Here is a 23244-nt window from a genome sequence, read left to right on the forward strand (position 1 = left end):
GGGCGCCGTGCGTTCCACGATATGGCGTCGGGCCCGCCGAGGCCCGGGGGCCCCGTGCGTGCCCCCGTCCTCAGCCCTTGTCGAGGTACTCCTCGCGCTCCTTGTCGAGCAGGGCGGCCAGCGCGGTGCGCAGCTCCGGCAGGCGGGCCAGGTCCGGGTCCGCGGCGACGATCGTCGCGGCCTCCTCGCGGGCTGCGGCGATGACCTCCTCGTCGTCGATGACGGAGAGCATCCTCAGGGAAGTGCGGACCCCGGACTGGGCCTGGCCGAGGACATCGCCCTCGCGGCGCTGTTCGAGGTCGATCCGGGACAGTTCGAAGCCGTCGAGGGTGGCGGCGACGGCGGAGAGCCGGGCGCGGGCGGGGCTCGCCTCGTGCGCCTCGCTGACGAGCAGGCAGAGGCCGGCGGCGGAGCCGCGGCCGACCCGGCCGCGGAGCTGGTGGAGCTGGGAGACGCCGAACCGGTCGGCGTCCATGATCACCATCGCGGTGGCGTTGGGGACGTTGACCCCGACCTCGATGACGGTCGTCGCGACCAGGACGTCGACCTGGCCCGCGGCGAAGCGCCGCATCACGTCGTCCTTGTCGTCGGGGTTCATCCTGCCGTGCAGCACCTCGATGCGCAGACCGGCGAGGGCACCCTTGGCGAGCTGTTCGGCGATCTCCAGGACCGCGAGCGGCGGACGCTTCTCCCCGTCCTCCTCGGCCGCCTTCTCCGCAGCCTTCTTCCTGTTCTTCTTCTCGGCCTCGTCGTCGGCGTCGTCACCGATCCGGGGGCAGACGACGTATGCCTGATGCCCGTTCCCGACCTCCTCGCGGACCCGCTCCCAGGCGCGGCTGAGGAAGTGCGGCTTGTCCTTGGCGGGCACGACATGGCTGGCGATCGGCGAGCGGCCCGCCGGCAGCTGGTCCAGGACGGACGTCTCCAGGTCGCCGAAGACCGTCATCGCGACCGTACGGGGAATGGGGGTGGCGGTCATCACCAGCAGGTGCGGCGGCTGCTTCCCCTTGGACCGCAGCGCGTCGCGCTGTTCCACTCCGAAGCGGTGCTGCTCGTCGACGACGACCAGCCCCAGGTCGTGGAACTGCACCTTGTCCTCGATCAGCGCATGCGTGCCGATCACGATCCCCGCCTCGCCGGTGACCAGGTCCAGCAGCGCCTGACGGCGGGCCGCCATCCCCATGGATCCGGTCAGCAGCACCACCTTCGTACCGAGGTCGGAGCCGCCCAGCATGCCGCCCTCGGCGAGTTCGCCCATCATTTCGGTGATGGAGCGGTGGTGCTGCTGGGCGAGCACCTCGGTGGGGGCGAGCATCGCGGCCTGTCCGCCCGCGTCGACGACGGCGAGCATGGCGCGCAGCGCGACCATGGTCTTCCCGGACCCGACTTCGCCCTGCAGCAGCCGGTGCATCGGGTGCTCGGTCGCCAGGTCGTCGAAGATCTCCTTGGAGACCTTCTCCTGGCCCTCGGTGAGGGTGAACGGCAGTTTGGCGTCGAAGGCGTCGAGCAGCCCGCCGTGCCTGGGTCTGCGTGCCACCGCCGGGAGCTGCGTGTCCGCGTACCGGCGGCGGGCGAGCGCGACCTGCAGGACGAACGCCTCGTCCCACTTCAGCCGGTCCCTGGCGTCGGCGATGTCCGCCTTGGTCTGCGGGCGGTGAATCTTGAGCAGCGCCTCGGGCAGCGGGGTGAAGCCGCGCCCCTCGCGCAGCGGGAGCGGCAGCGGGTCGACGGCGTCCCGGGCGCTGGGCAGCACGGTGTCGACGGCCTTGGCGATCCGCCAGGAGTCGAGCTGCTTGCAAGCGGGATAGATGGGCAGCAGCCGCCCGGCGAAGGCATCCACCGCCTCCGTGGCCTCGTCGGCGTCCGCGGTGTCGAGCAGCTGGTACGTAGGGTGCGCGAGCTGCATCTTCCGGTTGAAGACGGAGACCTTGCCCGCGAACATCGCCCGGCGGCCCGGCAGCAGCTCCTTGTGCGGCTTGTGCACGCCGTGGCCGAAGAAGACCAGCTGCAGCCGGCCGCTGCCGTCGGTGAGGGTCACCTCCAGGCGCTTGCCCCTGCCGTTGTTGAACATCATGATCCGCACGTCGGCGACCTGGGCGACGACGGTCACGTGCTCGTCCAGCGGGAGGTCGGCCAGCGCGGTGAGCTGGCCACGCTCCTCGTACCGCCGCGGGTAGTGGTGCAGCAGATCACCGACCGTGTGCAGGCCGAGGTGCTCGGCCATCACCTTCGCGGTGGCACCGCCGAGCAGTTTCTTCAGGGGTTCATCGAACGCGGACACGCGATCCATTGCACACCACGCCACTGACAGAAGTCGCCCGCACCACCGGAATCCCCTGGTCGGAAACGTCTGCGCGCCCTGGGACCGGTCCCCGGCTTCTCGCTCGCGATCGCACCTCGCGGGATCGTCCGACCCGCCCCGTCGCCCGTCCCCCACCGGCGCTGCGACGACGGTACGCCGCCGAGGGGTGGCTCCGGGTCGAGGACAGCGGGATCGGTCGGACCGAGACCGATGTGCACAGCCTGTCGGCGACGATCGGCCGCAGCTCCCGACGTGACGGGGCGGAGGGGCTGGCCTCGGCGCGCGCCGACTTCCTCGGCCGGTTCGGCATCGGGCCGCCGGCGTGCTTCGTCGTCGCGGCCGAGATGCGGGTGCGGATCCTCGGTCAGCGGATGGTCGGCGCCCCGGACGAGCCGTCGACGGAATCCGTGGTCGCCTCTCTCGAAGGGGGCGTACGGGAACTGCTCGCCTGCACCGAACCGCTGTGCGCGGAGGGCGAGGTGGCCACGCGGATCGCGCAGGCATCGGGTCTCCTCGGACGACATCGCCGCATACCGGAGGCGACGGTCCGGAAGCCGTCGGGCTGTAGGCGCGGGCGACCCCCGGGACCGACGCCGCCGGACTCCCCTGCTACGCCGCCGAGTACGAGACGAAGGCCGCCCGGATCGCCGCGCAGGTGCAGGACCACGCCACGGCGGAACGCACCGCGCGCGCCGCCCCGGAGCACGGTGCGGCGTTCGTCCCGGCGCCCGGCCGTGCCCGGCGCCCTCTTCAGTTCGCCGAAATCCTCGGTGGCGCCGGGCAGTTCGCCGAGGCCGCCGAGCATGCGCTGGACGCCTCGCACGGGGCGGACGAGGCGGGCGAGAGGCGAGAGCGGGAGTCTGAGGGGGCCCGAGCAGCACGACCACGCGATGCCCGCCGACCTCGCCGGGCAGCCGCTGTACCGGGCTCCTCCAAGGGTTGTCCCGTAGTGCCTGGCGAAACAGCGCGCGGCGTCGGATGCGACGCATCGCAAGGCGGAGGAGCGTCCTCGCACTGCGCGTATTCGGGCGTTCCGACAACGCAGCGAGGTGCCGTAGCTGCCGTCGTGTGTCCGCCAGGGATGACGGGACAGCCCTTGGCTCAACTCCCGGGTGGAGAAGGCGCATACGCGGGCCGGGAAGCTGTGGCGGGAGCTGGGTGACGTGCACGCCCTGCTACGGACGCTGCGGGTGCGGGCCTGGATCGCGGTCCGGGAGGGGCAGCCGGGACCGGCGGCGGCGCGGGAGTTCATGTCCGCGGAGCCGGAACGGATGCCCACGCTGAGAGCCTGTCGGGTGACCTTCGATCGGATAGCGGACGTGGTCTGGTGCGTGCGATTCCAAGGTCGGGATGTCCAGGGCGCGCCGGACGAGGACGGCGGTGCGCGTACGGCGTACGAGGAGGCGCTGGTCCACGTCGCCGCGCCGCCACCGGCTTCACCGCCGCCGGCCCGGTCTTCCTCGGCAGGCGGACGGCGGCGGACCTGATGGCTGCCTGGCCGGAGGCGGACCCGGGGCGCGTTGTCCTACTCCACCCCGATCAGCAGCAGAGCGCACTGGCGGCCGCCCCGGTACACCACCGTGTCCACCGCCAGGTACCCCTCGCGCACATGCTCCTGCAGTGCCTCCGCCAGGCTGTCCGGCACGTCCTCGCCCAGGACCAGCGTCACGAGTTCACCGCCCGCCGACAGCATCCGGTCGAGGACGGCCCGGGCCGTGCCGGGCACGTCCTCGCCGATGACCGCCACATCGCCGTCGATCAGCCCCAGGATGTCGCCGGCCTGGCAGATGCCCGCCATGGTCCACGACTGCCGCTCGGCGACGGCCAGTTCGGCGTACCGGGTGGCGCCGGCCGCGGCGGTCATCGCCACCACGTCCTCGTCGAAGCTGCGGTCAGGTTCGTGGACGGCGAGCGCCGCGATGCCCTGGACGGCGGCGCGGGTCGGGATCAGCGCGACCCGGATGCCTTCCGTACGGGCCTGCTCAGCGGCCGCCGCGGCCGTGTGGCGCAGCTCCGCGTCGTTGGGCAGCAGGACCACCTCGCGGGCGTGGGCGCGACGGATCGCATCGACCAGTTCACCGCTGGCGGGTGGCTCCCCGGGGCGGGCGAGCACCGTGGTCGCGCCGGCCTCCGTGCACAGCCCCGAGAGCCCGTCGCCCGGGACCACCACGACGACACCGCGCTGCGCGGGCTCGCTCTGGTGGGGGTGGACCCGATCGGCGCCGAAGTGGGTGATCCGGATCCGGTACGGCCTGCCGGCCTCGACCCCGGCCTCCACCGCCGCACCGGCGTCGTCGACATGGACGTGGACGTTCCACAGCCCGTCGCCGCCGACCACGACGAGCGAGTCGCCGAGCCCGTCGAGCCGGGCCCGCAGCCGGTCGACGGCGTCGTCCCGGGCCTCCAGGAGATAGATCACCTCGAAGGCGGGTCCGTCCGCCGGTCCGCCTGCCGCACAGTCGTCGGCGGCGGCAACGGTCACGGGTGCGATGTCGGGCGTCACCCAGGTCCCACGTGCGGGCGGCTCACCGGAGACCGCCTCGACAAGCGCCCCCAGGACGGTCACCAGGCCACGGCCTCCGGCGTCGACAACTCCCGCCCGCCCGAGGACGTCGAGCTGCCCGGGAGTCGCGTCCAGTGCCGTACGCGCCCCTTCGTACGCCGCCTGCGTGACCGCTTCCGGTCTCGGGTCGCCCGCCGTGCGCCCGGCGGCCTCGGCGGCCGCGGTGGCCACGGTCAGCACCGTGCCCTCGACAGGGTGCGCGACGGCCTGCCGGGCGGCCTCGGCGGCCCGGGTCAGGGCGCGGCGCAGATGGTCCGCGTCGTGCCCGTCGGCCAGCACCCCCGCCATGCCGCGCAACAGCTGCGCAAGGATCGTGCCGGAGTTGCCGCGGGCGCCGATCAGCGCCCCGTGTGCCATGGCCCGTACGACATCGGCGAGAGCGGGCACGGACGTACCGGTCTCGTGGGCGGCGAAGACCGCCTCGACGGCGGCCGCCGCCGACTCCACCGTCAGATAGAGGTTGGTGCCGGTGTCCCCGTCCGCGACGGGGTAGACGTTGATCGCGTCGATCGCCTCACGCTCCCGGCCCAACGCCTCCAACGCCAGTGAGCACCAGGCACGCACCGCGACGGCGTCCATGTCGTCGGCGGTCTGCGGCACCTGGTGTTCCTCCTGGAGAGCGGCCGTACGGGCTGACTGAAACCGCAGACTAGTCCCGCCCGGTGCGTCCGGCGGGGACAGGGGCGGGGCAGACTGCGGGGAAACCCATGGTAGTTTCGTTCTACCGACGCGGCCGTTGTATGCTGCTTCGGTTGCCCGATGAGAGTCGGGCCTTTCCTCCGGTACCGCCACTTCAGTCAAATGATTCCGGCGCGCCGGAATTCACTGTAAGTGCACCTGAAGTCTTTGGAGTGACCCGTGGCTGCCAACTGCGACGTCTGCGGCAAGGGGCCGGGCTTCGGCAACAACATTTCGCACTCGCACCGCCGTACGTCCCGTCGCTGGAATCCCAACATCCAGCGCGTGCGTGCCGTGGTCGGTCGGACGCCGAAGCGGCTCAACGTCTGCACCTCGTGCATCAAGGCCGGCAAGGTCGCGCGCTGACGTTCCCGTCGTAGCGCAGCCTTCCGGTTGCCCAAAAAGCCGGTCCACCTCGGTGGACCGGCTTTTTGCTGTGCTCCCCCACTCCCCGTCTCCCCGTTGTGGGGGGGGGCCGTCAGAGCTGCCAGCCGTGCCGGACCGGGCCGATCCCGGTGCCCAGCGGGAAGCCCGCCGCGATCGCCCCGGTGACGTATGCCTTCGCGGCCCGTACGGCCGTCGGTACGTCGTCGCCCGCGGCCAGCGCGCAGGCGATCGCGGAGGCGAGGGTGCAGCCCGTGCCGTGCGTGTGCCGGTTGTCGTGGCGGGGGGCGCGCAGCCAGTGCTCCTCGGTGCCGTCCGTGAGGAGGTCGACCGGTTCGCCTGGCAGGTGCCCACCCTTGATGACGACCCAGCGCGGCCCGTATCCCAGGATCTCCGCCGCGGCCTGCCGCATTCCGGTCTCGTCCGTGACCGTCACGCCGGTGAGCTGCGCCACCTCGTCCAGGTTGGGGGTCGCCACCGTGGCGACCGGCAGCAGCTTCGTCCGTACGGAATCGAGGGCTTCGGCAGCGAGCAGTGGATCACCGTGCTTGGAGACCCCCACCGGGTCGACGACCACCGGGGCGTCCGATCCCGCGAGAAGTGCGGCGACGGTCTCGACGAGGGCGGCCGACGCGAGCATGCCGGTCTTCACCGCCTGGACGCCGATGTCGTCGACGACGCTGCGGTACTGGGCGCGTACCGCCTCCACGGGCAGCTCCCATGCGCCCTGGACGCCCAGCGAGTTCTGCGCGGTCACCGCGGTGATCACGCTCATGCCGTGCACGCCGAGCGCCAACATCGTCTTGAGGTCGGCCTGGATGCCCGCACCGCCGCCGGAATCGGATCCGGCGACGGTGAGCACACGGGGTGGAACGAGCGGTACCTGCGGTGCGGCAGAAGATATGGGCATACGCCTCAATCTACTGGGCGTCCTCGATGCCGCCGAAGTGGTCCCAGCCACCCTTGCTGGTCCAAGGGGCCCCGTCGACCGTCACCTGGGGCAGCGCCGACGGGTTGAGGACCTCGCCGATCACCTTCCAGCGGGCGGGCAGCTTCACGTCCTGGGGGAAGGTCGCGACGATCGCGTGGTCCTCTCCCCCGGTGAGCACCCACTGGAGCGGGTCCACGCCGACCGCCTGGCCGATGTCGGACATCTGCGAGGGGATGTCGATCAGCCCGGACCGCAGATCGATCCGGACCTTGCTGGCCTCGGCGATGTGGCCGAGGTCGGCGACGAGTCCGTCACTGACGTCGGTCATGGCGGTGGCGCCGAGTCCGGCGGCCGCAGGGCCGGCGTGGTACGGCGGTTCGGGGCGCCGGTGGGCCTCGACGAAGGCGCGCGGCGAGCGGAAGCCGCGGGAGAGGACCGCGTACCCGGCGGCGGACCAGCCGAGCCAGCCGGTGACGGCGACGACATCGCCGGGTCGGGCGCCGGCCCGGGTGACGGGTTCGTGGTTGCGCAGATCGCCGAGTGCGGTGATCGCGACGGTGATGGTCTCCCCGCCGACGACGTCACCGCCGACCACGGCCGCCCCCGCGACCTGGCACTCGTCACGGATGCCATCCATCAACTCGCCCGCCCACGTGACCGGGAGTTCGGCCGGGACGACCAGGCCGAGCAGCAGCGCGGTGGGGACGGCGCCCATGGCCGCGATGTCGGCGAGGTTCTGTGCGGCGGCCTTGCGTCCGACGTCGTACGCCGTCGACCAGTCGCGGCGGAAGTGCCGTCCCTCCAACAGGATGTCCGTACTGGCCACGACCCTGCGGTCGGGAGCGGCCACGACCGCGGCGTCGTCGCCAGGTCCGAGCCGTACCGCCGGAGTGCTGGTGAGCCGGGACGTGAGCTCCTTGATGAGCCCGAACTCCCCCAACTCGCCCACGGTTCCCTTCACCGAGTCTCACCTCTCATCTGTCGCACCGGACGGATGTCCGGTCTGGGTCGGCGGCCGGTGGTCCGGGCCGTGGCCCGGCCGCCACCGGGAGCAGTCTGCCCCCGTTGTCACTGGAATGCCTGTCGCCCGTCCGCACCGCTGCGCTTGCGGTCGCGGGCCTTCAGTGCTGTCGGTACTGTCAAGGCATACGTCAACTGATGGCATCCGTGCGCCACGCTGTGGACGTCATCCGTTCCACAGGTCTCCCCGCCGCCCTCGGCAACGCGATACCGTGGCGTCTCTTTCCCCCACATGATCCTCGTGGCCGCCCTGGAGGTTCCGTGGTACAGGCGTACATCCTTATTCAGACCGAGGTGGGCAAGGCGTCGACCGTCGCCGAGACCATCGCGAAAATCCCGGGAGTGATCCAGGCAGAGGACGTCACCGGCCCCTACGACGTGATCGTGCGCGCGCAGGCCGACACAGTCGATGAACTCGGCCGCATGGTGGTCGCCAAGGTCCAGCAGGTGGACGGCATCACCAGAACCCTGACCTGCCCGGTCGTCCACCTGTAGCCCCCGTCTACGCTGGGCCGGTGACGTCCTTCCGCCGCCGGCTCCGCCGCCCCGTGTTTCTCGGTCCGTCCGCTGCCGTTCTGGTGCTGGCCGCGGCGGGCTGCTCCACAACGGGCTCCCCGGCGTCGATCACGGTCCCCACCCCGGTGCCGGAAGTCGCAGCCTACTGCGGTGCCCTGCACAAGGAGCTGCCGGAGACCGTTGCCGGACAGAACCGTGACGACTCCGGACCGAGGTCCGTACTGACCGCCTCCTGGGGGGACGGGGCGATCGTACTGCGCTGCGGTGTCGACCGGCCCGCGAAGATGGACGATCCCATGGCCAAGGGGACCGACGCGGACGGCGTCAACTGGCTGCTGGAGCAGCCGGAGGACGCCGGTCCGCGCTTCACCACGACCTATCGCAAGGCATATGTCGAGGTGACGCTCTCGACCGCGTACGCCCATGACGCCAGCCCGCTGGCGGCGTTCGCCCCGGCCGTCAGGAAGACGGTCCCCAGCAGCGTGTAGCGCCGGGTCAGCGCAGGCCGGTGGACCGGGTCAACGCCGCCTGGATCAGCCGGTCGACCAGCTCCTGGTAGCTCACACCGCTCTCCTGCCACATCCGCGGGTACATGGAGATCGGGGTGAAGCCCGGCAGCGTGTTGATCTCGTTGATGACGAACGTGCCGTCCTCGGTGAGGAAGAAGTCGGCGCGCACCAGGCCTTCGCAGGAAGCGGCCTCGAACGCGTCGATCGCGAGCCGCTGGACCTCGGCGGTCTGCTCCTCGGTGAGCGGGGCGGGCACGATCCCGGACGCCGAGTCGATGTACTTGGCCTCGAAGTCGTAGAAGTCGTGCGAGGTGACCGGCGGGATCTCGGCGGGCACGCTGGCACGCGGTCCGTCCTCGAACTCCAGCACCCCGCACTCGATCTCGCGGCCGCGCAGCAGCGACTCGACGAGGAACTTGGGGTCGTGGCGGCGGGCTTCCTCGATCGCCTCGTCGAGTCCGGAGAGGTCGTCGACCTTGGTGATGCCGATGGACGAGCCGGCCCGCGCGGGCTTCACGAAGAGCGGCCAGCCGTGTTCCCCGGCGAAGTCCACGATGCGCTTGCGGGCGGCGGGGCGGTCGTTGTCCCATTCGCGGGGGCGGACGACGACGTACGGGCCGACGGGCAGCCCGAACGAGGTGAAAACCCGCTTCATGTATTCCTTGTCCTGGCCGACCGCCGAGGCGAGCACACCGGCACCCACGTACGGCACGCCGGACAGCTCCAGGAGCCCCTGAAGGGTGCCGTCCTCGCCGTACGGGCCGTGCAGGACGGGGAAGACGACATCGACCTCGCCGAGCGCCTTGGGCACCGAGCCGGGCTCGCTGTAGACCACTTCGCGGCTGCCGGGGTCGACGGAGAGCACCACGCCGCCCTCGGAGGACTCGGCCAGTTGGGCCACGTCCGGCATCTTCCGGTCCGTGATGGCCATGCGTTCGGGCTCGTCGGCGGTGAGCGCCCAGCGGCCGTCCGTCGTGATGCCGATCGGCAGGACGTCGTACTTCGTCCGGTCGATGGCGTTCAGGACGGCACCTGCCGTGACGACCGAAATACCGTGTTCGGAGCTGCGGCCGCCGAACACGACGGCCACACGCGGCTTGCGGAGCTGCTGCTTCGGGCTCTGGGGGAGGTTCTCGCTGCTCATATCGCGATGAGCGTACCTGCTGGTACGGGTCGCGTCAGCGTCACCGGGGCCGGTCGGGCGTCAGTGCCGCTCGGCCTTCGCGCTGCGCGACATCAGCTCGCCCAGAGCGACCATCGGCGGCTTGCCCTCGTGGACGATGGAGACGACCGTCTCCGTGATGGGCATGTCGACGCCGTGCCGGCGCGCCAGATCGAGCACCGATTCACAGGACTTGACGCCCTCGGCGGTCTGCTTGGTGACGGCGATGGTCTCTTCCAGCGTCATGCCACGGCCGAGGTTGGTGCCGAAGGTGTGGTTGCGCGACAGCGGCGAGGAGCACGTCGCCACGAGGTCGCCGAGGCCCGCGAGTCCGGAGAACGTCAGCGGGTCGGCGCCCATGGCGAGACCGAGCCGGGTGGTCTCGGCGAGGCCGCGGGTGATGAGCGAGCCCTTGGCGTTGTCACCGAGGCCCATCCCGTCGGCGATGCCGACGGCGAGACCGATGACGTTCTTCACCGCGCCGCCGAGTTCGCAGCCGACCACATCGGTGATGGTGTACGGGCGGAAGTACGGCGTGTGGCAGGCGGCCTGGAGGCGGCGGGCCACCGACTCGTCCTGGCAGGCGACGACGGCCGCGGCGGGGCGGCGTTCGGCGATCTCCTTGGCCAGATTGGGGCCGCTGATGACGGCGATGCGGTCCGCGGGGACCTTGGTGACGTCCTCGATGACCTCACTCATCCGCTTCGCGGTGCCGAGTTCGACGCCCTTCATCAGCGAGACGAGGACGGTGTCCGGTTCGAGGTGCGGGGCCCAGTCGGCGAGGTTGGCGCGCAGCGTCTGCGACGGCACGACGAGCACGGCGAAGTCGGCGCCGCGCAGCGCCTCGGCGGCGTCGGTGGTTGCCCTGATGGATTCGGGGAGCTCAATTCCCGGCAGGTAGTCGGGGTTGGTACGGGTCGTGTTGACCGCCTCGGCGAGCTCGGCGCGACGGCCCCAGAGGGTGACCTCGCAGCCGGCGTCGGCGAGGATCATGCCGAAGGCCGTACCCCATGAGCCGGTTCCGAAGACGGCTGCTTTTACGGGGTGCGTCACTTGGGTCCCTCTCCTTCGGCCTTGCGCCGCTGTTCGGCACGCGCCTTGCGGTGGTCGTAGAGCTCGGCGGGGGCCTTCTCGCCGCGTACGACTTCGAGCTGGGCGGTGACCGCGGCCATGATGACCTCGGTCGCCTCGCGCAGGACGTCGGGCGTCGGCTCCATGTCGTAGAACCGGGAGAGGTCGACGGGCGGACCGGCCTGCACCTGGAGGGTCTTGCGCGGGAAGAGTTGGAGCTTGTTCTCCTTGGCGTACGGCGGCATCACCAGGTTCGCGCCCCACTGGGCAACGGGGATGACCGGGGCCTTCGTCATCAACGCGACGCGGGCGGCGCCGGTCTTGCCGGCCATCGGCCACATGTCGGGGTCGCGGGTGAGGGTGCCCTCCGGGTAGAAGGCGACGCATTCGCCGCGCTCGATGGCGTCGACGGCGGCCCGGAAGGCGTCCAGCGCGTTGGTCGTCTCGCGGTACACGGGGATCTGTCCGGTGCCACGCAGCATCATTCCGACAAAGGGAGTCTTGAAGAGCCCCGCCTTGGCGAGGAGCCGCGGCACCCGGCCGGTGTTGTACTGGAAATGACCGTAGGAGAGCGGGTCCAGATACGAGTTGTGATTGACCGCAGTGATGAATCCGCCTTCGGCCGGAATGTGCTCCATTCCCCGCCAGTCACGCTTGAACAGAACCACCAGCGGCGGTTTTGCGATGACCGCCGCCAGGCGGTACCAGAAGCCGATTCTGCGGCCGGACACTCGGACACCTTCCTCTACGGACCTGACGTGTTTGCCTGCCTGTGGCGGTCAAGTCTCGCCCCAGGCCCCTGCTCTGTCGAGAACACCGTACGCCCCACCCCCGGGGCCGCCCCTCCGGGTTGTCGCACCGGGTTGTCGTACCGGCAGGCGAGAATAAGCGGCGATGCGCACCGAGGGGGAGATCGCCACGAACACCGACCGGACCGGGGTGTGGTCCCTGGTCGTCCCGTTGAAGCCGCTGGCGCGGGCCAAGAGCAGGCTGACGCAGGCAACGGGCCCGCTGCTGCGCCCCCGGCTCGCTCTGGCCTTCGCCCAGGACACCGTGGCCGCCGCGCTGGCCTGCCGGGCCGTACGGGATGTGGTGGTCGTCACGGACGACCCGATGGCCGGGGCCGCGCTCTCGGCGCTCGGCGCGCGCATCGTTCCCGACCGACCGGCCGCCGGACTCAACGCCGCGCTGGCCCATGGCGAGCGGGCGATGCGCGACCGAAGGCCCGCCGCCGCAGTCGCCGCGCTCAACGCGGATCTGCCCGCGCTGCGTCCCGCGGAATTGTCCCGGGTGCTCGAATTCGCCGCTGAATTTCCGCGCGCATTTGTTACGGATGCGGCGGGAATCGGCACGACTTTTCTGTCGGCTTCGGTGGGGGTGGAATTGCGTCCGGCTTTCGGAGGTCCGTCCCGGGCCCGGCATCTTGCCTCCGGCGCGGTGGAAATAGTCCCGTCCGGCATCGACTCGGTCCGCCAGGACGTGGACACCGGCGCCGATCTGCGGGCCGCGCTGGCCCTCGGGGTGGGTCCGCACACGGCGGGCAGCTTGGCCGCGGAAGTGCCCGCGAGGGACCGATAGGCTGCCGTTCATGCAGGCGACCTCGTACACGTACGACCCCGAGACCCGCACCGGCAGTGTGCTGCTCGACGACGGCACCCCGGTGGAATTCGACGCCCCGGCCTTCGACGCGGGCGGCCTGCGGCTGTTGCGCCCGGGGCAGCGGGTGCGGATCGAGGTGGAGGGCGAGGGAGCGACGCTGCGGATCACCCTGGTGACGCTGCAGACGTTCTGAAGGGCGCGTCCGGCCCGCTGGGCCGCTGAACGCACCCCGGACAGCCCGCGGGCCGGGCTCCCCGAGGGGAGCCCGGCCCGGCGCGTGTGAGGAGCCCTGCGCTGCTCGGTCTCACTTCTTCCGTGCGACGGCCTTCTTGGCCGTGGTCTTGCGCGCCGTGGCCTTCTTCGCGGGCGCCTTCTTCGCCGTGGCCTTCTTGGCGGGCGCGGTCTTGGCGGCGACGGCCTTCTTGGCAGCCGTCGTCTTCTTCGCCGCTGCGGTGGTCTTCGCGGCTGCCGTGGTCTTCTTGGCCGCCACGGTGGTCTTCTTCGCGGCGGTCTTCTTGGCCGCGGCGGTCTTCGCCGCCGTCACGGTCTTCTTGGCGGTGACCTTCTTCGCCGCGGCCTTCTTGGCGGTGGCCTTCTTGGCGGCGGCCTTGGTGATCGCACGGGCGGAAACACCGCCCGTGAGGCTGCCCTTGGGCGCCTTCTTCACGGCCACATCGTGCTTGGGAAGCTTCTTCGAGCCGCTGACCAGGTCCTTGAAGCCCTGTCCCGCACGGAAACGGGGCACCGAGGTCTTCTTGACCCGCACGCGCTCACCCGTCTGCGGGTTGCGGGCGTAGCGGGCCGGGCGGTCGACCTTCTCGAACGAGCCGAAACCGGTGACCGAGACCCGGTCCCCCGCGACAACTGCACGGACGATCGCGTCGAGTACCGCGTCGACAGCGTCCGCGGCCTGCTGACGGCCGCCGACCTTGTCGGCAATCGCTTCTACGAGCTGTGCCTTGTTCACGTCTTCCCCTTCGGAGACATTGCCAGAACGTAAGTGTTCAAGCGTTTTCGCACGTTAGGCAGATATATACCGCAAATCAAACACGAAACGGGCTAATCACCCTAGTGCCGCAACGAAGTCGACCGCTGCGCAGTTCCGCAGAGGTCAGTCACCTTCGGGGAATCGGCCCTCATCGAGGTCCTTCATCAACCGGTCCAGACGCCTTGCCGCATCCGGGAGATCGTGCTTCGCCGCAGCCGTGATGACCAACAGCTTCCGGGACAGCGCCATCCGTACGCCCTCCGGGACTTGCAGTGCGCGCACTCTTGTGTGCGCTTCCTTCAATCGGTCGGCGACTTGGCCATAAAGCTTGAGTTGGCTGTCGCGTTCCATGCACCGATTGTGCCATCTGGGGCGAGTTGTCGCCCGACGGGGTCTCAACAAGCGACTGCGCCCCCTACCAGAAGGCAGGGGGCGCAGTACTGGAAACGCGCTGCTCAGGCGTTAATTGTACGCGGCTTGAAGGTCGGCCTTGCCGCCTCATAAGTCGCGATGTCCGCTTCGTTCTGAAGGGTGAGGCTGATGTCGTCCAGCCCGTTCAGCAGTCGCCAGCGGGCGTTCTCGTCGAGCTCGAAGTCGGCGGTGATGCCCTCGGCCCGGACCTGGCGCGCCTCCAGGTCGACGGTGACCTCGGCGGCCGGGTCGGCCTCGGTCAGGTCCCACAGTGCGTCGACGACCTCCTGGTCGAGGACCACGGTCAGCAGCCCGTTCTTCAGCGAGTTGCCGCGGAAGATGTCGGCGAACCGGGAGGAGATGACGGCCTTGAAGCCGTAGTTCTGCAGGGCCCAGACGGCGTGTTCACGGGAGGACCCGGTACCGAAGTCGGGACCGGCCACCAGGACCGTTGCGCCGTCCCGCTCGGGCCGGTTGAGGACGAACTCGGGGTCCTTGCGCCATGCCTCGAAGAGCCCGTCCTCGAAGCCGTCGCGGGTGACCTTCTTCAGCCAGTGGGCGGGGATGATCTGGTCGGTGTCGACGTTGCTGCGGCGCAGCGGGACGGCCCGGCCGGTGTGTGCGGTGAAAGCTTCCATGGTTCTCAGACTCCGGCGGAGGTAAGGGCGTCGGACAGGTCGGCCGGCGAGGCCAGGTGGCCCAGCACGGCCGTGGCGGCGGCGACCTGCGGGGAGACCAGGTGGGTACGGCCGCCCTTGCCCTGCCGGCCCTCGAAGTTTCGGTTCGAGGTCGACGCGGAGCGCTCGCCGGGGGCCAGCTGGTCGGGGTTCATGCCGAGACACATCGAGCAGCCCGCGTGCCGCCATTCCGCGCCGGCCGCGGTGAAGACCTTGTCCAGGCCCTCCTCGACGGCCTGCAGGGCGACCCGGACCGAGCCCGGGACAACCAGCATCCGTACGCCGTCGGCGACTTTGCGGCCGTCCAGGATCGCGGCCGCGTTGCGCAGGTCCTCGATCCGGCCGTTGGTGCAGGAGCCTACGAATACGGTGTCGACGTTGATCTCGCGCAGCGGCTGTCCGGCGGTCAACCCCATGTATTCCAGGGCCTTTTCGGCGGCGTTCCGCTCCGAGGCGTCCTCGTACGAAGCCGGGTCGGGGACGTTGGCCGACAGCGGCGCGCCCTGGCCGGGGTTGGTGCCCCAAGTGACGAACGGCGCCAGTTCGGCGGCGTCGATGACGACCTCGGCGTCGAAGACCGCGTCGTCGTCCGTGCGCAGCGTCTTCCAGTACGCGACGGCGGCGTCCCAGTCCTCGCCCTGCGGGGCGTGGTCGCGGCCCTTCAGGTAGTCGAACGTGGTCTCGTCCGGGGCGATCATGCCGGCCCGGGCGCCCGCCTCGATCGACATGTTGCAGATGGTCATCCGGGCTTCCATCGAGAGCTTCTCGATGGCGGAGCCGCGGTATTCGAGGATGTAGCCCTGGCCGCCGCCGGTGCCGATCCGGGCGATGATCGCGAGGATCAGGTCCTTGGCCGTGACACCGTCGGGCAGTTCACCGTCGATGGTGATCGCCATGGTCTTCGGGCGGGCCAGCGGCAGCGTCTGCGTGGCCAGGACGTGCTCGACCTGGCTGGTGCCGATACCGAACGCCAGCGCGCCGAAAGCGCCGTGCGTGGAGGTGTGGGAGTCGCCGCAGACGACGGTGGTGCCGGGCTGGGTCAGACCCAGCTGCGGGCCGACCACGTGCACGACGCCCTGCTCGACGTCGCCCAGCGGGTGCAGCCGTACGCCGAACTCCGCGCAGTTCTTGCGCAGGGTCTCCAACTGGGCTCGGGAGACCGGGTCGGCGATCGGCTTGTCGATGTCGAGGGTCGGGGTGTTGTGATCCTCGGTGGCGATGGTGAGGTCGAGGCGCCGCACCCGGCGTCCGGCCTGCCGGAGGCCGTCGAAGGCCTGGGGGCTGGTCACCTCGTGCAGCAGGTGCAGATCGATGAAGAGAAGATCGGGCTCGCCGTCCGCGCGCCGGACGACGTGGTCGTCCCAGACCTTCTCCGCGAGTGTCCTACCCATCGCTTTCCCTCCGGCCGGCGTCTTCGCCGGCCCAACTAGAGATTTCGGTGCGCCGCCGTCCGGACCCCCGTGCGGGGCGGTGGCTACGGGCCGTTGTGCGGCCGCCCCTACAGGTTCGCAACTTCTGCCGGAAATTGAACTTGCGTTTCACAGAGTGAGACGCGAGTATCGTCGTATGGACAACTCTAGCGGCGTCGGCGTTCTCGACAAGGCGGCTCTGGTATTGAGCGCCCTGGAGTCCGGTCCGGCCACCCTCGCCGGACTGGTCGCGGCGACCGGGCTTGCACGACCCACGGCTCATCGACTGGCTGTGGCACTGGAACACCACCGGATGGTGGCGAGGGACATGCAGGGCCGATTCATCCTCGGCCCCCGACTGGCGGAGCTCGCGGCCGCGGCAGGCGAGGACCGCCTGCTGGCGACGGCGGGCCCGGTGCTCACGCATCTGCGGGACATCACCGGCGAGAGCGCGCAGCTCTACCGCCGGCAGGGCGACATGCGGATCTGCGTGGCTGCGGCGGAGCGGCTGTCCGGACTGCGGGACACCGTGCCGGTGGGCTCCACCCTGACCATGAAGGCGGGCTCATCGGCCCAGATCCTGATGGCCTGGGAGGAGCCGGAGCGCCTGCACCGCGGCCTCCAGGGCGCCCGCTTCACGGCGACGGCGCTCTCGGGCGTGCGCCGCCGGGGCTGGGCCCAGTCGATCGGCGAGCGGGAGCCGGGCGTCGCCTCGGTCTCGGCGCCGGTACGCGGGCCGTCGAACCGGGTGGTCGCCGCGGTCTCGGTCTCCGGACCGATCGAGCGGCTGACCCGCCACCCAGGACGGATGCATGCCCAGGCGGTCATCGACTCGGCGGCCCGGCTGAGCGAGGCCCTGCGCCGCAACGGCTGACGTACGGATCACGTACACAGGCGCAGCCTCGGACCCGCCTGCCGCACAAGCCCGGCACGCAGGCCCGGCAGAGCAAGAAATCGTTCCCCGGCCGTCCCAGCGTCGTGACGGCCCCCTCTCAGCCCTTCCGTTCCGTGGACGAGCGGTGCGCGAAACGGTCCGCCGCCCTCCGTCCCCGCTCCTCGATCGGCAGCACGCCCGTCGCCGCAGCCAGTCCGTACGGCGGCATGTCGGCGTAGATCGATTCGTACGACCCCTCGGGCGCGACGTATGTCTCGTGCCACAGCCCCACGTGCTGCCGGGACTTCTTCTCCTTGCGGTTCATCATCGCCCAGGCCTTGCGGTGGAACATGTCGGGCGCGGCGGCGTACGCGTAGAGCTTCTCCTTGGACTCCCAGTACTGGACGACGTAGTACGTCCTCGGCGATCCGGACAGCAGGGTGTAGCCGAGCAGCCCGCGGCTCCTGTCCCGGCTCAACTCCCGCAGCATGCGCGGCATTGCCACGAAGACCGGCAGCCAGTGGTGCACGCCCCAGAAGTGATTGATGCGCATCCCGATGAGCAGGACGACCACGTCCCCCTCGGCTGCCGCGGTCGTCCGCCCCGGTATCGGCTTCGCACGCATGCCTTGCCCCCTGATCATGTTGGAGAGTGCGGCTATCCAATGATTGGATAGTGACACTGCCCAAGGGGTGGCGCAAGGGAAGGCACAGAACATGCGACTCGCGGAACTGAGCAAGCAGAGCGGCGTCTCGACGGCGACGATCAAGTACTACCTGCGTGAGGGGCTGTTGGCGCCCGGTGAACGCATCAGCGCGACCCAGGCCGAGTACGACGAGAGCCATCTGCGCCGGCTGCGTCTGGTGCGGGCACTGATTCAGGTGGGCCGCCTCCCGGTGGCAACGGCCCGCGAGGTACTGGCCCATGTCGACGACGAATCCCTCGGCCGCACGATCCGGCTGGGCGCCGCCCTCTGGTCGCTGCCGCACGGCCCCGAGCCGGACGAGGACGCCCCGGAGACGGAATCAGCGCGCCACGAGGTCGACCGGCTTCTCGACCGGCTCGGCTGGGCGTTCGTGCAGGAACTCGGTTCCCTGGACCCCACATATCGCTCGTTGGTCGCCTCGATGGCCACACTCATCCGGCTCGGCTACGCCTGCGACATCGAGTACTTGACCGAGCAGGCCCGCCTCATGGAGCAAGTCGCGGTCCGCGACCTGGACATGATGGAGTCCTATCCGGCAGGAGCGGAGCAGGTGGAGATGGCGGTGGCCTCGGTCGTGCTCCACGAACCGCTGTTGCTGTCGCTGCGCCGGCTGGCCCAGGAGGAGGAGTCGAATCGGCGGTACGGACTCTGAGTGCGACGGGCCCGTGCGCAACGGGTCCCGGGCACAATCAAGGGCCCCTCACCGAAGTGAAGGACCCTTGATTGTTTGCTCTGTTGTACCCCCGACCGGATTCGAACCGGCGCTACTGCCGTGAGAGGGCAGCGTGCTAGGCCGCTACACAACGGGGGCGTGTTGTACAGATGAAGATCTGCGCTGGGCTACCAGGACTCGAACCTAGAATGACGGTACCAGAAACCGTAGTGTTGCCAATTACACCATAGCCCATGGTGAAAACCGTACCCCCGACCGGATTCGAACCGGCGCTACTGCCGTGAGAGGGCAGCGTGCTAGGCCGCTACACAACGGGGGCCCTAGCGATCCTGCATCGAAATCGTGGGTGCGACCCAGATGATCTCGCGGGAAGGATCTGTACCCCCGACCGGATTCGAACCGGCGCTACTGCCGTGAGAGGGCAGCGTGCTAGGCCGCTACACAACGGGGGCGTGTTGTACAGATGAAGATCTGCGCTGGGCTACCAGGACTCGAACCTAGAATGACGGTACCAGAAACCGTAGTGTTGCCAATTACACCATAGCCCACCAAAACTCAACCCCCAGAGGGGTTCTTGTTTGGCTTGCGCTTCCCGACCGGATCTTCCGGCCCGCTCGGGCGGCGCAGAAAGAACATTACCCGAAGGTGTCCGGCGCTCCAAAACGGGTATCACCCGCCAGCAGTCCGGGGAGCTGATCGAGACCGGTGATGCGCTCCAGTTCGGGCCGTCCGCCGCACCCGCCCCGGTCCAGCCAGACCCCCTTCAGCCCCGCCGCAACCGCCCCGGCTGCGTCGATGTCCGGGTGATCTCCGACGTACACGACGTCCTGCGGCTCCAGCCCGAGCGCTTCGCAGGCGGCATGGAACGCGGCGGCCTCGGGCTTGGAGATGCCGAGCTCCACGGCACACACCACAGCCTCGAAACGGTCCCGCACCCCGAGGGTGCGCAGCTTGCGGTCCTGATTGACGATGCTGGAGTTCGACAGGACGGCCTGCCGGTAGCGGCCGGCCAGCACGTCCAGGACCGGCAGGGCGTCAGGGAAGAGCGACCAGGCGGCCTCGTAGTGGGCGAGGTGCCGAGCAAACCAGTCGTCGGCCTCCATGTCCGTGAGCGGCCGTCCGAGGAACGAACGGACCCGGTCCCGGCGCTGCCCCTGGAAGTCGGTCTCCCCGGCGGCGAAACGCGCCCAGTGGACGTCGGTGATCGCCCGCCAGGCATCGAGGGCCTGCGTGGCGGAACCGTAGCCGCCGGGCACACCCTCGCTCTCCAGGTGTTTCTGCAGGCCGACGCGGTCGGCGCCCGTGTAGTCGAAGATCGTGTCGTCGATGTCCCAGAGCACGGCTCGGATCAGCATACGGCCACGCTACCGCCCGCCCGGTGAGAGGGCCGGGAAATGCCCTGAACCCCGCCCGCGACGCCTAACCTGTGACAATGCGTGCATGAGTGAGCATGACAGGGACAGTCTGCTGGCCGAGGCCGTCGGGCTGCGCGAGCAGGGGCGGGCGGAAGAGGCCAGAGAGCGGCTGCTGATGCTTGCCGCCGGGCATCCGGAGGACGCGGAGGTGGCCTACCAGACCGCCTGGGTCCACGACGCGCTGGGCCTGGAGGCCGAAGCCGTCCCCTTCTACGAACGCAGCTTGCGGGGCACCGGGCTGTCGGAGGAGGACCGCCACGGTGCGCTGCTCGGGCTCGGCAGCACCTATCGGGTACTGGGGCAGTACGCAAAGGCCGTCGAGACGCTGCGACTTGGCGTCGCGGAGTTCCCCGGGGACGGCGCCCTGCAGTCCTTCCTCGCGATGGCCCTGTTCAACACCGAGCAGCATCACGAGGCCATGCAGATCCTGCTGAGCCTGCTGGCCACGACCAGCCAGGACGCGTATGTACAGCGGTACCGGCGGGCCATCGAGCACTACGCGCAGGACCTCGACGAGACCGTCTGAGGCATGCAGAAGGGGCGGTCACCGGTACGGACCGGTGACCGCCCCTTCGGGTGTACGGGAGCCGCTTACGCGGCCAGCTTCGCCCTTGCCGCGTCGATCCGGGCCAGGGTCTTCTCGCGGCCCAGGATCTCCAGGGACTCGAAGAGCGGCAGACCGATCGTGCGGCCGGTGACGGCGACGCGGACCGGGGCCTGGGCCTTGCCGAGCTTCAGGCCGTGCTCCTCGCCCGCGGCGAGAATCGCGTTCTTCAGGGCCTCGGCGTTCCACTCGGCGTCGGCCAGCTTGGCGCGGGCCGTGGTGAGGAGGGCGTCGGAGCCCTCCTTCATCGCCTTGTTCCAGGACGCCTCGTCCTCGACCGGCTCGTCGAGGAAGAGGAAGTCGACGTTGGCCGTGATGTCCGAGAGGACGGTGACGCGGGTCTGGGCATACGGGGCGATGGCCTCGAACTGCGCGGCGTCGAAGGCCTCCGGGGCCCACGGGGCGAACGGCGCCTTCAGCCAGGGGCCGCACGCCTCGGTGAAGGTCTTCACGTCGAGCATGCGGATGTGCTCGGCGTTGATGTGCTCGCACTTCTTCAGGTCGAAGCGCGCCGGGTTGGCGTTCACGTCCTTGATGTCGAACGCGGCCACCATCTCCTCGATGGAGAAGATGTCGCGGTCCTCGGCGATCGACCAGCCGAGCAGCGAGAGGTAGTTGAGCAGCCCCTCGGGGAGGAAGCCGCGCTCACGGTAGAGGTTGAGCGAGGCCTGCGGGTCACGCTTGGAGAGCTTCTTGTTGCCCTCGCCCATGACGTACGGGAGGTGGCCGAACGCGGGGGTGCCCTTGGCGATGCCGAGCTCGATCAGCGCCTTGTAGAGCGCGAGCTGGCGCGGTGTGGAGGAGAGCAGGTCCTCGCCGCGCAGGACGTGGGTGATCTCCATCAGCGCGTCGTCGACCGGGTTGACGAGCGTGTAGAGCGGCGCGCCGTTGGCCCGGACGATGCCGTAGTCCGGCACGTTCTCCGGCTGGAAGGTCAGCTCGCCGCGGACCAGGTCCGTGAAGGTGAGCGCCTCGTCGGGCATCCGGAAGCGGACGATGGACGTCCGGCCCTCGGCCTCGTACGCGGCGATCTGCTCGGCGCTCAGGTCGCGGCAGTGACCGTCGTAGCCGGACGGCTTGCCGGCGGCGCGGGCGGCGTCGCGGCGGGCGTCGAGCTCCTCGGTGGTGCAGTAGCAGTGGTACGCGTAACCGCCGGCCAGGAGCTTCTGGGCGACATCCTTGTAGATGTCCATGCGCTGCGACTGCCGGTACGGGGCGTGCGGGCCGCCGACCTCGGGACCCTCGTCCCAGTCGAAGCCGAGCCAGCGCATCGAGTCGAGCAGCTGGTTGTACGACTCCTCGGAGTCGCGCGCCGCATCCGTGTCCTCGATGCGGAAGACCAGGGTGCCGCCGTGGTGCCGGGCGAACGCCCAGTTGAACAGGGCGGTGCGGACCAGGCCCACGTGGGGGTTACCGGTCGGGGAGGGACAGAAACGTACGCGGGGGGGTACCCCCTGCTCGAGCGAAGCCGAGAGCTTGGGGGAGTTCGTGTTAGCCACGCTTGATCACCTTGTTGGTGAGAGTGCCGATGCCTTCGATGGTGACGGCGACCTCGTCGCCGACGTGCAGGGGCCCGACCCCTGCCGGGGTGCCGGTGAGGATCACGTCGCCCGGGAGCAGCGTCATCGCCTCCGTGATGTGGACGACCAGGTCCTCGATGGAGCGGATCATTTCGCTCGTACGGCCCAGTTGGCGTTGCTCGCCGTTGACCGTGGTCTGGATGGCGAGGTCGCTGGGGTCGAGGTCGGTCTCCACCCAGGGGCCGAGCGGGCAGGACGTGTCGAAGCCCTTGGCCCGGGCCCACTGCTTCTCACGCTTCTGGGCATCGCGGGCGGTGACGTCGTTGGCGCAGGTGTAGCCGAAGATGACGTCCTTGACCCGCTCACGCGGCACTTCGCGGCACATACGGCCGATGACGACGGCCAGCTCGGCCTCGTAGTGCACTTCGTTGGAGAAGGAGGGGTACTCGATGGCGTCCCCGGAGCCGATCACCGAGGTGGTGGGCTTGAAGAAGGCGACCGGTACGTCCGGGACCTCGTTGCCGAGTTCGGCGGCGTGCTCCGCGTAGTTGCGGCCGATGGCCACGACCTTGTTGGGGAGCACGGGCGGCAGCAGCCGGACCTTGCTCAGCGGGACCTTGGTGCCGGAGAGCTCGAAGTCGGCGTACGGAATGCCCTTGATGATGTCGAGGACGAGGTCACCGGAGCCGACGGTGCCGTCGCCCTCGACCGCGCCGAAGGCGACATTGCCGTCGATGGAGAACCTGGCGATGCGCACGGGATGCTGTCGCCCCTCACTTGCTGGCTGGCTGAAGACTGACGCTCCAGGCTAACGCGGGTGAGGGGGACAACCGCGCCCATTACCCGGCGGTCGAGGCGGCTGCTGCTGCCGCCGGGGCCACCATGAGGACGGTGCGACGCGGGTTGGCCGTCTGTGTCGGCAGGTCGACGGCGTGCTCCGGCTGCTCCGGCGTCTGCAGCGCTTCGGCGTCCTTGAGGTGCGCCAGCGTGGTGCGCCGGGGGTTGGCAATGTTGCGGAACATCATCGTCGTCTTCATCTGCCGTTCGGACCCTGTCGGTACGGGCGCCGCCCGGAGGGGCGCCGGTTGTCGGATTTGCCATCCCTGTAAAGCGCCAGGCTAAACATCCAATTCCCTCCGGACCCGCGGAAGAGACGGCGATCATCATGTGAGTTTGCTCACGAACGCGTTGACAATTACGTCATTTCGGGCGGTCGCTCGAGGTCGGGGAAA

26 protein-coding genes, 5 tRNA genes and 1 pseudogene are annotated in these 23244 nt (G+C 69.8%); 10 read left to right on the forward strand and 22 right to left on the reverse strand.

The genetic code is table 11. The annotated features are described in order from the left end of the window. Window positions 1-70 precede the first annotated feature (70 nt). A complete protein-coding gene (gene recG / locus OG972_RS12605) occupies window positions 71-2290 on the reverse strand; it encodes an ATP-dependent DNA helicase RecG (RefSeq protein WP_266981081.1) in 2220 nt (739 codons plus the stop codon). A gap of 146 nt (window positions 2291-2436) precedes the next feature. Between recG and OG972_RS12610 the strand changes: the two are divergent. Continuing rightward, window positions 2437-2655 (forward strand): annotated as a pseudogene (locus tag OG972_RS12610) (HSP90 family protein); the annotation flags it as partial. Window positions 2656-2666: 11 nt separating this feature from the next. Here OG972_RS12610 and OG972_RS12615 read toward each other — a convergent pair. Further along, window positions 2667-3125, reverse strand: a complete 459-nt coding sequence (locus tag OG972_RS12615) for a hypothetical protein (protein ID WP_266991047.1) — start codon at window positions 3123-3125, stop codon at window positions 2667-2669. Between the two features lie 289 nt (window positions 3126-3414). On the opposite strand from OG972_RS12615, the gene OG972_RS12620 reads away from it, so the two are divergent. Continuing rightward, window positions 3415-3789, forward strand: coding sequence for a hypothetical protein (locus OG972_RS12620; RefSeq protein ID WP_266981083.1), 375 nt, complete (start codon window positions 3415-3417; stop codon window positions 3787-3789). 38 nt (window positions 3790-3827) lie between these two features. On the opposite strand, the gene OG972_RS12625 is transcribed toward OG972_RS12620, so the two are convergent. Further along, window positions 3828-5465 carry a DAK2 domain-containing protein gene (locus OG972_RS12625; RefSeq protein ID WP_266981085.1) on the reverse strand — a complete coding sequence of 546 codons (1638 nt, stop codon included), beginning with the start codon at window positions 5463-5465 and terminating at the stop codon, window positions 3828-3830. Window positions 5466-5723: 258 nt separating this feature from the next. Between OG972_RS12625 and rpmB the strand changes: the two genes are divergently transcribed. Next, window positions 5724-5909 (forward strand): 50S ribosomal protein L28, encoded by a 186-nt coding sequence (gene rpmB / locus OG972_RS12630; protein ID WP_030928661.1) that lies wholly within the window; start codon window positions 5724-5726, stop codon window positions 5907-5909. Window positions 5910-6021: 112 nt separating this feature from the next. Here the strand turns inward: rpmB and thiD are convergent, their stop codons facing one another. Continuing rightward, on the reverse strand, window positions 6022-6837 hold the full coding sequence (gene thiD, locus OG972_RS12635) for a bifunctional hydroxymethylpyrimidine kinase/phosphomethylpyrimidine kinase (RefSeq protein ID WP_266981087.1): 816 nt from the start codon (window positions 6835-6837) through the stop codon (window positions 6022-6024). Window positions 6838-6847: 10 nt separating this feature from the next. After that, the gene (locus tag OG972_RS12640; RefSeq protein ID WP_266981089.1) at window positions 6848-7819 is read right to left on the reverse strand and encodes a thiamine-phosphate kinase; all 972 of its coding nucleotides are present in this window, start codon (window positions 7817-7819) and stop codon (window positions 6848-6850) included. 320 nt (window positions 7820-8139) lie between these two features. On the opposite strand from OG972_RS12640, the gene OG972_RS12645 reads away from it, so the two are divergent. Both OG972_RS12645 and OG972_RS12650 read left to right on the forward strand, forming a co-directional pair. Then, window positions 8140-8373, forward strand: coding sequence for an Lrp/AsnC family transcriptional regulator (locus OG972_RS12645; RefSeq protein ID WP_064070330.1), 234 nt, complete (start codon window positions 8140-8142; stop codon window positions 8371-8373). Between the two features lie 20 nt (window positions 8374-8393). Next, window positions 8394-8882, forward strand: coding sequence for a DUF3515 domain-containing protein (locus OG972_RS12650; protein WP_266981090.1), 489 nt, complete (start codon window positions 8394-8396; stop codon window positions 8880-8882). Window positions 8883-8889: 7 nt separating this feature from the next. On the opposite strand, the gene OG972_RS12655 is transcribed toward OG972_RS12650, so the two are convergent. The 3 genes from OG972_RS12655 to OG972_RS12665 are packed head-to-tail and all read right to left on the reverse strand — an operon-like array spanning window position 8890 to window position 11867. After that, window positions 8890-10047, reverse strand: a complete 1158-nt coding sequence (locus tag OG972_RS12655; protein WP_266981092.1) for a D-alanine--D-alanine ligase family protein — start codon at window positions 10045-10047, stop codon at window positions 8890-8892. Between the two features lie 60 nt (window positions 10048-10107). Further along, window positions 10108-11118, reverse strand: a complete 1011-nt coding sequence (locus OG972_RS12660; RefSeq protein WP_266981094.1) for an NAD(P)H-dependent glycerol-3-phosphate dehydrogenase — start codon at window positions 11116-11118, stop codon at window positions 10108-10110. Next, window positions 11115-11867 (reverse strand): 1-acyl-sn-glycerol-3-phosphate acyltransferase, encoded by a 753-nt coding sequence (locus tag OG972_RS12665; protein ID WP_266981095.1) that lies wholly within the window; start codon window positions 11865-11867, stop codon window positions 11115-11117. The genes OG972_RS12660 and OG972_RS12665 overlap by 4 nt, the downstream gene beginning before the upstream one ends. A 163-nt stretch (window positions 11868-12030) precedes the next feature. On the opposite strand from OG972_RS12665, the gene cofC reads away from it, so the two are divergent. Then, window positions 12031-12714 (forward strand): 2-phospho-L-lactate guanylyltransferase, encoded by a 684-nt coding sequence (gene cofC, locus OG972_RS12670; RefSeq protein ID WP_266981097.1) that lies wholly within the window; start codon window positions 12031-12033, stop codon window positions 12712-12714. 10 nt (window positions 12715-12724) lie between these two features. Further along, the gene (locus OG972_RS12675; RefSeq protein WP_037689929.1) at window positions 12725-12928 is read left to right on the forward strand and encodes a hypothetical protein; all 204 of its coding nucleotides are present in this window, start codon (window positions 12725-12727) and stop codon (window positions 12926-12928) included. Between the two features lie 111 nt (window positions 12929-13039). On the opposite strand, the gene OG972_RS12680 is transcribed toward OG972_RS12675, so the two are convergent. From OG972_RS12680 to leuC, 4 genes are all read right to left on the reverse strand, one after another. After that, entirely contained in the window at window positions 13040-13702 is a 663-nt protein-coding gene (locus tag OG972_RS12680; RefSeq protein WP_266981101.1) for an HU family DNA-binding protein, read from the reverse strand. 144 nt (window positions 13703-13846) lie between these two features. Beyond that, window positions 13847-14074 carry a hypothetical protein gene (locus OG972_RS12685; RefSeq protein WP_072487271.1) on the reverse strand — a complete coding sequence of 76 codons (228 nt, stop codon included), beginning with the start codon at window positions 14072-14074 and terminating at the stop codon, window positions 13847-13849. 104 nt (window positions 14075-14178) lie between these two features. Then, window positions 14179-14772, reverse strand: a complete 594-nt coding sequence (leuD, locus tag OG972_RS12690; protein ID WP_266981103.1) for a 3-isopropylmalate dehydratase small subunit — start codon at window positions 14770-14772, stop codon at window positions 14179-14181. A gap of 5 nt (window positions 14773-14777) precedes the next feature. Continuing rightward, window positions 14778-16202, reverse strand: a complete 1425-nt coding sequence (gene leuC, locus OG972_RS12695; protein WP_266981105.1) for a 3-isopropylmalate dehydratase large subunit — start codon at window positions 16200-16202, stop codon at window positions 14778-14780. A gap of 175 nt (window positions 16203-16377) precedes the next feature. Here leuC and ndgR point away from each other — a divergent pair, with 175 nt between their 5' ends. Continuing rightward, window positions 16378-17094, forward strand: coding sequence for an IclR family transcriptional regulator NdgR (gene ndgR, locus OG972_RS12700; protein ID WP_030928691.1), 717 nt, complete (start codon window positions 16378-16380; stop codon window positions 17092-17094). Window positions 17095-17212: 118 nt separating this feature from the next. Here ndgR and OG972_RS12705 read toward each other — a convergent pair whose 3' ends face one another. After that, on the reverse strand, window positions 17213-17719 hold the full coding sequence (locus tag OG972_RS12705) for a DUF4188 domain-containing protein (RefSeq protein ID WP_266981109.1): 507 nt from the start codon (window positions 17717-17719) through the stop codon (window positions 17213-17215). 91 nt (window positions 17720-17810) lie between these two features. On the opposite strand from OG972_RS12705, the gene OG972_RS12710 reads away from it, so the two are divergent. After that, a complete protein-coding gene (locus OG972_RS12710; protein ID WP_266981111.1) occupies window positions 17811-18452 on the forward strand; it encodes a MerR family transcriptional regulator in 642 nt (213 codons plus the stop codon). Window positions 18453-18538: 86 nt separating this feature from the next. Here OG972_RS12710 and OG972_RS12715 read toward each other — a convergent pair. From OG972_RS12715 to OG972_RS12740, 6 genes are all read right to left on the reverse strand, one after another. Next, window positions 18539-18611, reverse strand: a tRNA-Glu gene (locus tag OG972_RS12715). A gap of 24 nt (window positions 18612-18635) precedes the next feature. Next, window positions 18636-18707, reverse strand: a tRNA-Gln gene (locus OG972_RS12720). A gap of 12 nt (window positions 18708-18719) precedes the next feature. Next, window positions 18720-18792, reverse strand: a tRNA-Glu gene (locus tag OG972_RS12725). A gap of 60 nt (window positions 18793-18852) precedes the next feature. Then, window positions 18853-18925: transfer RNA gene (locus tag OG972_RS12730), tRNA-Glu, on the reverse strand. Window positions 18926-18949: 24 nt separating this feature from the next. Continuing rightward, window positions 18950-19021: transfer RNA gene (locus OG972_RS12735), tRNA-Gln, on the reverse strand. An 87-nt stretch (window positions 19022-19108) separates the two neighbouring features. After that, on the reverse strand, window positions 19109-19828 hold the full coding sequence (locus OG972_RS12740) for an HAD family hydrolase (RefSeq protein WP_266981113.1): 720 nt from the start codon (window positions 19826-19828) through the stop codon (window positions 19109-19111). A gap of 85 nt (window positions 19829-19913) precedes the next feature. Here OG972_RS12740 and OG972_RS12745 point away from each other — a divergent pair, with 85 nt between their 5' ends. After that, window positions 19914-20414, forward strand: a complete 501-nt coding sequence (locus tag OG972_RS12745; RefSeq protein ID WP_266981115.1) for a tetratricopeptide repeat protein — start codon at window positions 19914-19916, stop codon at window positions 20412-20414. Between the two features lie 65 nt (window positions 20415-20479). Here the strand turns inward: OG972_RS12745 and gltX are convergent, their stop codons facing one another. From gltX to OG972_RS12760, 3 genes are all read right to left on the reverse strand, one after another. Then, on the reverse strand, window positions 20480-21991 hold the full coding sequence (gene gltX, locus OG972_RS12750; RefSeq protein ID WP_266981117.1) for a glutamate--tRNA ligase: 1512 nt from the start codon (window positions 21989-21991) through the stop codon (window positions 20480-20482). Beyond that, a complete protein-coding gene (locus OG972_RS12755) occupies window positions 21984-22769 on the reverse strand; it encodes a fumarylacetoacetate hydrolase family protein (RefSeq protein WP_266981119.1) in 786 nt (261 codons plus the stop codon). The genes gltX and OG972_RS12755 overlap by 8 nt, the downstream gene beginning before the upstream one ends. Window positions 22770-22851: 82 nt before the next feature. Further along, window positions 22852-23049, reverse strand: coding sequence for a hypothetical protein (locus tag OG972_RS12760; protein ID WP_266981120.1), 198 nt, complete (start codon window positions 23047-23049; stop codon window positions 22852-22854). Window positions 23050-23244 lie beyond the last annotated feature (195 nt).

The organism is Streptomyces sp. NBC_01669 (genome assembly GCF_026339735.1).
Classification (GTDB): domain Bacteria; phylum Actinomycetota; class Actinomycetes; order Streptomycetales; family Streptomycetaceae; genus Streptomyces; species Streptomyces yanii.

What these genes read in the sequence shown, in the direction of transcription:
- recG (WP_266981081.1), bottom strand. Translation starts at nt 2,290, where the DNA reads ATGGATCGCGTGTCCGCGTTCGATGAACCCCTGAAGAAACTGCTCGGC.
- thiD (WP_266981087.1), bottom strand. Translation starts at nt 6,837, where the DNA reads ATGCCCATATCTTCTGCCGCACCGCAGGTACCGCTCGTTCCACCCCGT.
- OG972_RS12655 (WP_266981092.1), bottom strand. Translation starts at nt 10,047, where the DNA reads ATGAGCAGCGAGAACCTCCCCCAGAGCCCGAAGCAGCAGCTCCGCAAG.
- cofC (WP_266981097.1), top strand. Translation starts at nt 12,031, where the DNA reads ATGCGCACCGAGGGGGAGATCGCCACGAACACCGACCGGACCGGGGTG.
- OG972_RS12675 (WP_037689929.1), top strand. Translation starts at nt 12,725, where the DNA reads ATGCAGGCGACCTCGTACACGTACGACCCCGAGACCCGCACCGGCAGT.
- OG972_RS12685 (WP_072487271.1), bottom strand. Translation starts at nt 14,074, where the DNA reads ATGGAACGCGACAGCCAACTCAAGCTTTATGGCCAAGTCGCCGACCGA.
- leuD (WP_266981103.1), bottom strand. Translation starts at nt 14,772, where the DNA reads ATGGAAGCTTTCACCGCACACACCGGCCGGGCCGTCCCGCTGCGCCGC.
- leuC (WP_266981105.1), bottom strand. Translation starts at nt 16,202, where the DNA reads ATGGGTAGGACACTCGCGGAGAAGGTCTGGGACGACCACGTCGTCCGG.
- ndgR (WP_030928691.1), top strand. Translation starts at nt 16,378, where the DNA reads ATGGACAACTCTAGCGGCGTCGGCGTTCTCGACAAGGCGGCTCTGGTA.
- OG972_RS12705 (WP_266981109.1), bottom strand. Translation starts at nt 17,719, where the DNA reads ATGCGTGCGAAGCCGATACCGGGGCGGACGACCGCGGCAGCCGAGGGG.
- OG972_RS12710 (WP_266981111.1), top strand. Translation starts at nt 17,811, where the DNA reads ATGCGACTCGCGGAACTGAGCAAGCAGAGCGGCGTCTCGACGGCGACG.
- OG972_RS12740 (WP_266981113.1), bottom strand. Translation starts at nt 19,828, where the DNA reads ATGCTGATCCGAGCCGTGCTCTGGGACATCGACGACACGATCTTCGAC.
- OG972_RS12745 (WP_266981115.1), top strand. Translation starts at nt 19,914, where the DNA reads ATGAGTGAGCATGACAGGGACAGTCTGCTGGCCGAGGCCGTCGGGCTG.
- OG972_RS12760 (WP_266981120.1), bottom strand. Translation starts at nt 23,049, where the DNA reads ATGAAGACGACGATGATGTTCCGCAACATTGCCAACCCCCGGCGCACC.